Origin of the sequence: Acinetobacter sp. BHS4 (assembly GCF_018454425.1) — a bacterium.
Classification (GTDB): domain Bacteria; phylum Pseudomonadota; class Gammaproteobacteria; order Pseudomonadales; family Moraxellaceae; genus Acinetobacter; species Acinetobacter pittii.
The window spans coordinates 2,764,009-2,776,035 of record NZ_CP075323.1 but is presented as its reverse complement, the minus strand read 5'-3'; the positions used below and the strand labels follow the sequence as shown (position 1 = coordinate 2,776,035).

Annotated in this window: 10 protein-coding genes; 8 read left to right on the top strand and 2 right to left on the bottom strand. The window is 39.1% G+C overall.

Features of this window, described 5'->3' with window-relative positions; genetic code table 11:
* The first annotated feature begins 46 nt into the window (after positions 1–46).
* The 7 genes from adk (at position 47) to KIP84_RS13335 (ending at position 8,830) form a co-directional block, all read left to right on the top strand.
* Positions 47–700 (top strand): adenylate kinase, encoded by a 654-nt coding sequence (gene adk, locus KIP84_RS13365; RefSeq protein WP_002117671.1) that lies wholly within the window; start codon positions 47–49, stop codon positions 698–700.
* A 186-nt stretch (positions 701–886) separates the two neighbouring features.
* On the top strand, positions 887–2,218 hold the full coding sequence (locus KIP84_RS13360) for an SWIM zinc finger family protein (RefSeq protein WP_068564187.1): 1,332 nt from the start codon (positions 887–889) through the stop codon (positions 2,216–2,218).
* Positions 2,209–3,846: a hypothetical protein gene (locus KIP84_RS13355; protein ID WP_213688714.1), complete on the top strand. Its 1,638-nt coding sequence runs from the start codon at positions 2,209–2,211 to the stop codon at positions 3,844–3,846. The genes KIP84_RS13360 and KIP84_RS13355 overlap by 10 nt, the downstream gene beginning before the upstream one ends.
* Before the next feature lie 32 nt (positions 3,847–3,878).
* Entirely contained in the window at positions 3,879–4,961 is a 1,083-nt protein-coding gene (locus KIP84_RS13350) for an AAA family ATPase (protein ID WP_069122515.1), read from the top strand.
* A gap of 76 nt (positions 4,962–5,037) precedes the next feature.
* A complete protein-coding gene (locus KIP84_RS13345) occupies positions 5,038–7,395 on the top strand; it encodes a DUF5682 family protein (RefSeq protein WP_213688713.1) in 2,358 nt (785 codons plus the stop codon).
* Between the two features lie 3 nt (positions 7,396–7,398).
* Positions 7,399–8,583: a VWA domain-containing protein gene (locus tag KIP84_RS13340; protein ID WP_213688712.1), complete on the top strand. Its 1,185-nt coding sequence runs from the start codon at positions 7,399–7,401 to the stop codon at positions 8,581–8,583.
* A gap of 64 nt (positions 8,584–8,647) precedes the next feature.
* Entirely contained in the window at positions 8,648–8,830 is a 183-nt protein-coding gene (locus KIP84_RS13335) for a hypothetical protein (RefSeq protein ID WP_068564205.1), read from the top strand.
* Here KIP84_RS13335 and nth read toward each other — a convergent pair.
* Both nth and KIP84_RS13325 read right to left on the bottom strand, forming a co-directional pair.
* The gene (gene nth, locus KIP84_RS13330; RefSeq protein ID WP_068564179.1) at positions 8,827–9,513 is read right to left on the bottom strand and encodes an endonuclease III; all 687 of its coding nucleotides are present in this window, start codon (positions 9,511–9,513) and stop codon (positions 8,827–8,829) included. The two genes, KIP84_RS13335 and nth, sit on opposite strands and share 4 nt — an antisense overlap.
* Positions 9,514–10,305 (bottom strand): RnfABCDGE type electron transport complex subunit B, encoded by a 792-nt coding sequence (locus tag KIP84_RS13325; protein ID WP_213688711.1) that lies wholly within the window; start codon positions 10,303–10,305, stop codon positions 9,514–9,516. It lies immediately after the preceding gene.
* A 272-nt stretch (positions 10,306–10,577) separates the two neighbouring features.
* Here KIP84_RS13325 and gdhA point away from each other — a divergent pair, with 272 nt between their 5' ends.
* The gene (gdhA, locus tag KIP84_RS13320; RefSeq protein WP_213688710.1) at positions 10,578–11,981 is read left to right on the top strand and encodes an NADP-specific glutamate dehydrogenase; all 1,404 of its coding nucleotides are present in this window, start codon (positions 10,578–10,580) and stop codon (positions 11,979–11,981) included.
* Positions 11,982–12,027: the final 46 nt, after the last annotated feature.

The window sequence follows — 12,027 nt, the reverse complement described above, 5'->3', positions numbered from 1 at the left end:
TTTCTGCCGGACTTCATATTCATTGTTTTAAATGAGGATGTTTTTTATGCGCATTATTTTACTCGGACCACCTGGAGCAGGCAAAGGGACTCAGGCTCAGTTGATCTGTAAGCGCTACAATGTCCCACAAATTTCAACCGGTGATATGCTCCGTGCTGCGATTCGTGAAGGTACTGAATTAGGTCTAAAAGCTAAAAGTGTAATGGAATCTGGTGGTTTGGTTTCAGATGAACTTATTATCGGTTTAGTAAAAGAACGTATTGCTCAACCTGACTGTGCAAATGGCTGCATTTTCGATGGTTTCCCACGTACTATTCCACAAGCTGAAGCTTTGGAAAAAGAAGGGATTAGCATCGATCACGTGATTGAAATTGATGTTCCTGATGAAGAAATCGTAAAACGTCTTTCTGGTCGTCGTCAGCATCCAGCTTCTGGCCGTGTTTATCACACTGTATACAATCCACCTAAAGTGGAAGGTAAAGATGATGAAACTGGTGAAGATCTTGTTCAACGTCCAGATGACCAAGAAGAAACAATCCGTAAGCGTTTAGCGTCTTATCACACTGAAACAGAGCAATTGGTTGGTTTCTACCAAGGCCGTGCTGCTTCTGGTGAAAATGCTCCAACTTATGACAAGCTTGATGGCTTGCGTACAATTGAAGATGTACAAAAAGATTTGTTCAACATCTTAGACAAATAATTTTTTTCTATAAAAAACTGCCCAGTGGTTCCACTGGGCAGTTTTTTTTATATTAATAATAATTGGCGACATAATGTGTCGCACTATGTAATAATAGTATGTGAAATTAAATTTAAAACATTTATAGTGTGTTTGATTGTATAAACCAAGACATTGAAATTAAAAAATTATTTTAAAGGGTTAATTATGTTGCTGATGATTCAATCTGATCAGGTGGAACAGATTATTCCAGATGCAAGTTCAGCGAAATCAGCTAAAAAACTAGCGAAATTTGAAGCGTGGAATAATATCTCAGGTTCAGTTGATCAATGGATTTGGGGGGAAATTCAAGGTAGCTCAATTTATCAAAGTGCAATTTTTTTACCCGAACTAAAGTGTGAATGTAGTTGCCCGAGTTTTAAGCGGCCTTGTAAACACGCTTTGGCATTATTATTTGTCTATACCGAGTATCAAGATAAATTTATTGTGCAATCGGATGAACAAAACATACCTGAGCGAGTACAGAAATGGCGTGATAAAAAAAACAAATCACTTGAAAAGAAAGAAAATAAAGTCAATAAGCCTATTGATGAAGAAGCTCGACTCAAACGCCAATTAGCGCGTGAGAAAAAAATTGATGCCGGGATTGATGCATTGCAAACATGGCTGAATGATGTTGTAAATCTAGGACTAGGACGATTACGTCAACAACAACACGAGAAATTCCGAGATATCCAAAGCCGTTTAGTAGATGCTCAAGTTGCAGGTTTGGTGAGTTATTTAGATGAATTTTCTAGTGCCTTGTATCAAGCCAACTGGCAAGTAGAAAGTTCATTCTGGTTGGCTAAATTACAAACTGCTATTCATCTATGGCAGAATCGTCATCGTCTTAAACCTGAGCTTTATGAAGAGTTAAAACAGTTATTTGGCGTTAATTTGCCAGCTGATATGTGGGATAACATACCAGTTCATAAACTTGATCTTTACGCTTTAGGACAAGTGACGCATGAGTTGGTCAATACTCGGGGACGTTATCGTCGTCAATGGTTATGGGATAGTCAGAACCTGTGTGATTATTTGCTACTAGATTTTGAAATACCCCCTCATTCAAGCTTTGGAGTGACCTTACCTTATCAAAAACAATTGCCTATAAATGTCAAACTCTATCCTGTAATAAGCCAACAACGCTTACGTCTGGAAGATAATCTAATAACATTTAATGATTTAAACGAAGTGCTCATTTCACCTAGGGGATTTAAAAATTTTGACCAGGCATTTACTCAATATGCGAATGGCTTAAAACAACATCCTTTGCAATTAGTACGCTTTTTCTGGCTAGAGCAATTACGTTTAGTAAAGCTTGATAAAATAATTTATTTGGTCGATCAGGATCAAAAGATGTGTGAAATTGAAATTAAACAGTTTGTTGAGTTGTGGTTTTTAGTGGGGGCAGAGCCATTCAGTGCTGGTGTAGAGTGGGATGGGTTGAAACTTAAACTTATAAGTATTTGGCAAGGAGGGCATTTTGAATGTCTTTAACCACATCATACAGTGAGTTTAATCAACAGTTACTTCTCAAACTGACTTTAGGACAGCAATTTAAGCAAGTTATAAAAATTCCTAAAGAATTGCAGGATTATATTCCTAAAGAAATTGATTCAGCACAAGATTTATTGGTCTTAAATCAATATTGGGGACTGATGCAACTAGCAGGTTATCAAACACGAGCTGTGCCTGAAAAGGTTCAAAAGAGTTTTGGTGAAATTGATCAGATACAAAATGAAAAGCAGCTAGATGATGAGCTTGTGCAAATTTTGAAATGGATTGTTGCGCAAGAGTCGCCATTTTTATATCAGGATTGGGTTAATCAAATTTTTAAACTTGCTCAACAGCAGCAGCAAGTGATTCCTCGTTATTTGGTGTTGAAGCTTCTACCACAGTGTCAGAACCCAGTGTTATTGGCCACTATTCTACCTGAGTTCGCATTTCAAGGTGATGTTACAACACGTGTGGATGATGCGAAAAGGGTATGGAAATATTTGAAACAACAAGATTCATCGTCATTAATCCGTCAATTGTTGAAATCAAAAAATAGTGATTGGCCCTTACTGATGAGCCAATTGTGCAGTCAATTACCAGACTTTATTAACCAGCATATTGCGGAATTCTGGTCACAATCTATTCAGAAAAATCATTTGCAAAGTCATGCTGAAAGTCTAGTGATATATAACATGCCAGTAACCCAATTTGAAGCTTTATACCAGCATGTGAAAACACTAGAACCCCAGAATGCAGCGACAGTACGTAATAATGCAGCATTAAGCTTTTATTTATATTATCAAGATAATACCCTTTATAACGAGGTTATGGCGTTACTGCGTGCATGTTTAAGCTACGATGTTCAAGCCAGAAAAGTTAAATTCAACATTAACTTAGATCAAGATGATGCATTGAATGATTATGGTTTCTTTGATCGAGAAGCAAATTTGGTTGAAAGCCGTAAAAGTTTAAAAACGGCTTACCAAAGTTCTCAAGTCGAACAGGCTTATCAGGAGTTTTGTGAAAGTTCAAAGGGCGTACTTTATCTCAAAAGAATTTTAATCCAATTACCACTTGCCTATTGGTTAGAATTATTTGGTACTTTGGATCATTTATTTTCATTACATTCGCGACAAAAAGATTCACTGTGGAGCGCATTTATTTTGTGCTGTTACCGAGAGCAGCGCCGTGATCTAGCTTTATGGTTTTATCAACATCAGACCAAATGGTGTGAAGCTGTGACAATATCAACTGGAAGCAGGATCGAGCGTGAGACAATCTTTGGTTTGCTAGATCAGGAGCCAGCAAGCAAATTATTATTAGAACAACTTGAGTCCTATTATCGAAATCAAGATTTAGAACATTTTTGGTATGTATTTCAAAGAGCAAAAGTTTTACATCAAGATCAGAAAATTTCAGAAATGGCAGCTGTTTTAATACAACACGCATATGAGACTTTGGACTTGCAGCAGGATCAAAATAAATTTGCATTATTAAAAGAGCATGCACAATGGCTGATTTTGGAAGCTTATCCAATAGACTTCAGTTGTCTACAACCTCTTTTTCCTATTTCTGAATGGAAACAACTTATTCAGTTTATTCAGTATAAACAAAAACTTATTGCTTAATGATCAATAAATCATAAATTAGGATAATCAACATGTCTCAACAAGTTTTACGTGCACGTGCAGAACAACAGTTTTCTCATGAATTAGATGCATTAAAGGCACATGACTATTTAGCAAAACCACCACAATGGCAACTTTCACCGAAAGCTGTTGTAGATTATTTATTGGGGACCACTTTAGCTGATGGAACTGTGATTTCACCTAAATATATTGGTAATCGCCGTTTAATGGAAATTGCAGTGGCAACTTTGGCAACTGACCGAGCATTGTTATTATTAGGGGTGCCGGGTACGGCAAAATCATGGGTATCTGAGCATTTAGCAGCTGCTATTTCTGGAAATAGTGCATTACTGATTCAAGGTACGGCTGGCACTAGTGAAGATACTTTACGTTATAGCTGGAACTATGCACAACTTTTATCTAAAGGTCCTAGTGAAGATGCATTAGTCAAAAGCCCGATGTTGCGCGCGATGCAAGAAGGTAAGATCGCTCGTGTAGAAGAATTAACCCGTATTCCTGCAGATGTTCAAGATACTTTAATCACGTTGCTTTCTGAAAAAAATCTGCCTGTGCCTGAGCTCGGTATTGAGTATCAAGCGATACAAGGTTTTAGTGTGATTGCAACAGCCAATAACCGTGATAAAGGGGTGAATGAACTCTCCTCTGCGTTAAAGCGTCGTTTTAATACGGTAATTTTACCGCCGCCTGCCACAATCTCAGAAGAAGTCGAGATCGTACAAAAGCGTGTTCAGTCATTAGGTAAAAGCTTGCAACTTCCTGAGATTCAGCCTTTGGATGCTCAAATTCAAAAACTGGTGACGATTTTTCGAGAGTTGCGTCATGGACAAACTTTAGATGGTAAGCAAAAGTTAAAAACCACTACGGGTACCTTATCAACAGCTGAAGCTATTTCTGTGATGAGTCATGGTTGGGTAATGGCTGGGCATTTTGGTTCAGGTAATTTAACTGACCATGAATTAGCAGCAGGTTTACAGGGTGCTGTATTAAAAGATCCTCTTCAAGATCTTGTGCCTTGGAAAGAGTATGTTGAAACTGTGATTAAACAACGCGAGGGTTGGCAAGACCTGTATCGTGCTTGTCGTGACTTAGAATAAAACTCAATAATAAATGACCTCATCCCAATCTTCTCCTTGCAAAAGAGAAGATGTGATCGGAATAAAGGATAGAAAAATGCTGCATATTCTCGGTATTCGTCATCATGGGCCTGGTTCGGCACGTAGTGTATGTAATGCTTTGGCTTCAATTCAACCCGATTGTATTTTGATTGAAGGGCCACCGGATGCCAATCCAATTATTGCCCAATTACAACATGCCGATTTTAAGCCGCCTGTAGCATTGTTGTTGAATACTCCTGTACAAAAAGAAGTACGATCCCAGGCGGTCTTCTATCCTTTTGCTGAGTTTTCACCTGAGTGGCAAGCTTTACAATATGCGCTGCGTCAGCAAGTTGCAGTAGAGTTTATGGATCTACCTTTGCAACATCGTTTTGCATTAGAAAAACAATGGGCAGAACAACGTCTACAGAAAGCTTCGGTGGATGAACAGGCATTAACAGATGAGCAAGAGGTTGAGCTGAATCAGCAAGATGATATTGAGTCAGAATACAATCTGGAACAACATTATCTTTCGATTCGTCGAGATCCAATTCAATTATTGGCTGAACAGTCTGGCTATCAAGATAGTGAACGGTTTTGGGAACATCTAGTCGAACAGCAACCACATGCTGGACAAATGTTTACTGCTATTAGCGATGCGATGGCAGCTTTACGTGATCATTTGCTAAGCCAGCAACCTGAAAATTACAGTAGCGAAGATCAATTGCTGGAGCAGTATCGTGAAGCCTATATGCGCAAAGTGATTAAGCAGGCAGAAAAACAAGGCTATCAAAATATTGTGGTGATTTGTGGTGCATGGCATGCACCTGTGTTGGCAGATTTAAAAGCTCAAACTAAAGCGGATACTGCTTTACTGAAAGGTTTGCCTAAAATCAAAGTTGATGCTGCATGGATTGCATGGACACATGGACGATTGAGTCGAGATAATGGTTATGGCGCAGGTGTACAAGCGGTTGGGTGGTATACCCATCTTTGGAAGCATTACCAACAAGCTTTAGACGGAAATGTTGATGGCGAAAAAATTACCATTGATTGGTTAAGTCAATTTGCCCAAGCCTTACGCCAAGCAGGTCATGACGCCTCTAGTGCCCAAATTATTGATGCGGTACACCTGATCCAATCTTTATTGCAATTACGTGGACGCCGTATCCCTGATTTGGAAGATTTGTTTGAGGTAATTCGCTCGGTCTTGAATCATGGTTTGGATATTCCACAACCGATTTTAGCTAAATTGCTTGAAGATGAGCAATTGGGACAAGTACCTGCTGAATTGATTGAGTTGCCAATTCAAAAAGACTTTTTACAGCAAGTGAAGCATTTTCGCTTAAAACTCGAAGCACCACATCGTGATATTACGCTAGATTTACGTGAAGCATTCGACTTGGCAAAAAGTCAATTTCTACATTGTATTAAATTACTTGGCGTTGCTTGGGCAGAGTTAGCAGGTACAGGTGCGAAGCACGGGAATTTTAAAGAAATTTGGCAGTTGTCTTGGCAGCCTGAAAGTAGTTTATATCTGAATGAAATGTCATTGTGGGGCAATAGCGTGCAACTTGCTACGCAAAGTTATGTAGAACATCAGATCAAACAATGTGAAGATGTGGGACAAATTGCTCAACTGATTGAAAGCATTTTATTGTCTGGTTTGGACCAAAGCTTAAATTTTGCGTTGGATAAACTGAATGAACTTACCACCAAGCATCAAGACCCAAGTATTATTTTGGCAACTTTAAAGCCATTAATTACCGCAATTCGTTATGGCAGCGTACGTCAGTTTTCGATGCAACATTTGCATCAACTGGTAGAAAATTTAGCGATTCGTTTGATGTTGAGTTTGCCAAGTTATTGCGTACAACTAAATGCTGAAATGGCCCAGCAGTTTGCTCAACAACTACAAGCCTTATATGAACTTTTAGAACAATTACAACAAGATGAATTATTACAGCTTTGGCAGGAGACCTTGCAACAGTTATTGCAGTTGGAATATATGCAAGGTTATTTGCATGGTTGTTGTGTACGTTTAGCACGAGAACAGCAGTTGATTGATGTGAAACAGACACAGGGATTTCTCTCACGAGCTTTATCGATTGGGCAGACGGCAGACTACAGTGCCGCTTGGTTTGAAGGTTTTCTCACTCATCAAGCTTTGTTATTGATTCATGAGCAAAGCCTTTGGGAAACCGTGAGCCAATGGGTCAATCAATTACAAGAGCAGCAATTTATTGAGTTATTGCCAATTTTGGCGAGAACAGCCTCCAGTTTTAGTCCTGCTGAAGCACAGCAATTAATTCAGAAAGTGACACAAAAAACGACCAAAATCAAACAAGAGCTCGGTACTTTAGACATCGAACGTGCTCAAACGGTATTAGATGAAATATACGCATATTTACAGCCTGTTTCTGTCGAGGTTTAAGTGATGAACATGAATGAAGAACTGATCACTTTAGAACAATCAGACCTTGCGGAACAAGAACGACGTTGGCGTTTGATTTTAGGACAAGTCCCAAATTCGACTTCGCATTTACCGAATTGGTCGATGCAAGATAGTAAGATGCAAGAGTGTTTGAATGAACTTTATCAGACGCAGCAGCCTAATCGCCGAGGTGGTCTTGGGCATTCGAGTCCTCGAGTTGCGCAATGGTTAGGTGATATTCGTCAGTATTTTCCATCCTCGGTAGTGAAAGTCATCCAAAAAGATGCTTTAGAGCGTTTGAATTTACAGCAAATGTTGTTAGAGCCTGAATTGTTGGCGAGTGTTGAGGTTGATATTCATTTGGTTTCAACTTTGATTTCACTCAATCATTTGATGCCTGAAAAAACCAAAGAAACTGCACGTATTGTGGTACGTCAGTTGGTAGAGCAGCTTGAAAACAGACTAAAACAACCATTGCAGCAAGCGATTAGAGGCAGTATTAACCGTTCAGCCCATACACGACGTCCTAAACGCATGCAAGACATTAACTGGAAGCGCACTATTCAGGCCAATTTGAAACACTGGCAAGAAGATTTTAAAACCATTATTCCACATGAGTTACATGGGCATCCACGTCAACAAACGGCTTTAAAAGACATTATACTCTGTGTTGATCAGAGTGGTTCGATGGCTCCTTCACTGATTTATTCCAGTGTTTTTGCGGCGGTGATGGCAAGTATTCGTGCAGTCAGTACGCAAATGATTGTGTTTGATACCGAGTTAGCTGATTTAACACCTTTACTAGAAGACCCAGTGGATGTGTTATTTGGTACACAGTTGGGTGGGGGAACCGATATTGCTAAAGCGATAAAATACTGCCGTAGTAAAATCACTCGACCAGAAGATACTATTTTTATCCTGATTAGCGATTTGTGTGAAGGTGGTGATGCTAAGCAAATGCTCAAGCAAGTGGCTGAAATGCTAGATAGTGGGGTGCAAGTAATTACGCTACTGGCATTATCTGATGATGGTGCACCTTGGTACGACACTCAACATGCACAGATCTTTGCTGATATGGGGATTCCAACGTTTGCTTGTACACCTGATCAATTTCCCGAACTAATGGCAACTGCAATTGAAAAACAGGATATTCATGCATGGTATGCAAGCCAACAAAATCTGACATAATAGTAGTTAAAGATTATGTTAGGGCATATAACACTCAATGTTTGAGTGGATTGAGGATACTTCTTTGCTGAAAATTATTTTGATTGTAGTGGTAATTTTAAGTTTAGCTCTACTGTTGTTTTTATTGTATCAAAGTCAAAAAATGCTGCGTCATGTGCAGAAACAACAGGCTTTGGAAAATAAACTGAATGGTAAAGCACGACAATTACATCCCAAATTGCAGCAGTTTAAAAAACCTCAGGATTAACTGAGGTTTTTTGTTGGAATCGTTTTTATTGCGCCAAATTCAAAACGATCAGGCCAGTTACAGACATCTGCAACAACACATTCTGCACATTTAGGTTTACGGGCGATACAACAATAACGACCGTGCAATATGAGCCAGTGATGCGAATCTAAAATAAATTCTTTAGGAATAACCTTAATTAAGCGGTGCTCAACTTCAAGTACATTTTTACCTACGGCTAAACCAGTTCGATTTCCCACTCGGAAAATATGGGTATCAACAGCCATAGTCGGTTGTCCAAAAGCTGTATTTAAAACAACATTTGCGGTTTTACGTCCGACCCCTGGTAAAGCTTCCAAGTCTTTTCTGTTGCTTGGCACTTCGCCGTTAAATTGTTCTATTAAAATCTTACAGGTCTTAATGACATTTTCGGCTTTTGCGTTATAGAGGCCAATTGTCTTGATATATTCCTTTAACCCATCTACGCCTAAGTTATAGATTTTTTCGGCTGTATTCGCCACAGGGTAAAGTTTATCAGTTGCTTTATTAACACTTACGTCGGTCGCTTGAGCTGACAACATAACTGCAATAAGTAGCTCAAATGGAGATGAATATTTTAACTCGGTTTGAGGTGAAGGTCGTTGTTCGCGAAGGCGTTCAAAGAAAATTTGAATCTGCTTTTTCGTCATATTCTTGACGGCCATTCAGACCTCCTGTAATTGCATGAGTTGCTGTTGAAGTTCTTCAAGTTGAAGACGTTTTTTAGCATCTTCACGTACACTGAGTTGTTTTTCCAGTTTCTTAATTTGCGTACGAATTTTCGCTAACTCAATTGTAGTTTTTGCATCAGTTGACACAACTTCTTTGGGTTTCTCGATGAGCTCAATTGAAGGTACTTCATCAAGTGCCTGAGAGAACTGGGCAAACAGTTGGGTATCAATTTCAGCACGTACTACAGGCCCTTTACGATGAGTACGACGCTTTTCTTCGCGCTGAATGTGAGCGTAATAACGTTGTCTTAAATCATTTTGTTCAGCGATACGCTGTTGTTCATTTGGTAATGCTTGCGTGTCTTCGACCAAATCAATGCAATCTACCGGACAAGGTGGAATACATAGCTCACAACCCGTACATAAGTCAGTCAAGATGGTATGCATGAGCTTACCACTTCCAATAATAGCATCTACAGGGCAAGCACTAATACATTTGGTGCAACCAATACATTCATCTTCTCGAATAATCGCTTTCATTCGCTGGGGACGACCATCGGTCTGCACAGGCCATACGCTAGTCTCAGCGGTTAATACAGGACGATTTAATAGATTCGCGAGTGCATCGGCTACAGGCTGACCACCTGGAACACATTTATTTGCTTCTTCACCTTCAGCAATCGACTTTGCGTAGGGTAGACATCCATCACGATGTCCACATAAACCACACTGAGTCTGTGGTAATAACGCATCAATCTCGCGTATGAGAGAAATAGATGAATTCATAGTGGGCAAATAGCTTGGTTAAAACGATGCGATAATGAAGAAAAACCTAAGTAAGGTCAATGGATTTTAACGAATTTATTGGCTTTTTGGTTGACCTAAAATGTAGCTAATATTGCACAATAATAGATCAATAAAAATAAAAAGATAAATGACTATTTCTTATTTTTAAGTAGTTTTTCTAAAAATAAGTTTTTGATAATTAAGATAAATAAAATAATTTAAAATAAGTATTGTTAAAATTGATGGAAAGGGATTTAATATTTTGCTGCTAAATGATGCATTTAAAAATGTATTGCACCAATTTAATTCATTACTATGCTGAGGACCGTGCATTGAAATACAACAACCTGAATGAATTCCTGAATTACGTGCAAGCGCGTGATCCGCATCAACCTGAGTTCTTGCAAGCTGTAGAAGAAGTCATGACAAGTTTGTGGCCATTTATTGAAAAAAATCCAGAATATGCAGAGCAGGGATTGCTAGAACGTTTGGTTGAACCTGAGCGTGTGATTCAATTCCGTGTTTCATGGATGGATGATCAAGGCCAGACTCAAGTTAACCGAGCTTTCCGCGTTCAATACAATTCAGCAATTGGTCCATTCAAAGGTGGAATGCGTTTCCATCCATCGGTCAATCTATCAATTTTAAAATTTTTAGGTTTTGAACAAACTTTTAAAAACTCACTTACTACCTTACCAATGGGTGGGGGGAAAGGTGGTTCAGATTTTGATCCTAAAGGTAAATCTGATGCTGAAATTATGCGCTTCTGTCAAGCATTAATCATTGAGCTTTATCGCCATTTAGGACCAAATACGGATATTCCTGCGGGTGACATTGGTGTGGGGGCACGTGAAGTTGGTTATATGGCAGGCATGATGAAAAAGCTGAGTAACGACACCGCTTGTGTCTTTACCGGTAAGGGAATTTCATTTGGGGGTAGCTTAATGCGCCCTGAAGCAACTGGTTATGGTACGGTTTATTTTGCAGAAGAAATGCTAAAAGCCCGTGGACAATCTTTTGCTGGTAAAACTGTTTCTGTTTCAGGCTCTGGTAACGTCGCACAATATGCGGCGGAAAAAGCGATGTTCTTAGGAGCAAAAGTTGTTACCTTGTCGGACTCAAACGGCACAGTTTATTTAAAAAATGGTTTTACAGATGAGTTACTTGCTGAAGTAATGGAACTGAAAAACGTTAAACGTGGTCGTATTTCCGAGTTTGCTTCTAAACATGGTTTTGAATATTTTGAAGGAAAAACGCCTTGGCATATTCCTGTTGATATTGCTTTGCCATGTGCTACACAAAATGAATTAACGGGTGAAGACGCTAAAACACTTATTTCTAACGGTGTCATTTGTGTAGCTGAAGGCGCTAATATGCCATCTACGCTTGAAGCAGTTGAACACTTTATCGAAGCTAAAATTTTGTATGCGCCAGGTAAAGCATCTAATGCAGGTGGTGTGGCAACTTCTGGTTTAGAAATGTCTCAAAATGCAATTCGTTTAAGCTGGACCCATGCTGAGGTCGATGAGCGCTTACATGCAATTATGAAAGACATTCATGCCAACTGTGTTAGATACGGTACTAAAGAAGACGGTACTGTGAACTATGTGGATGGTGCCAATATTGCAGGTTTTGTAAAAGTTGCTGATGCAATGCTTGCTCAAGGTATTTTCTAATATAGAAATAAAAAAATCCGATGCATAAGCATCGGATTTTTTAGTC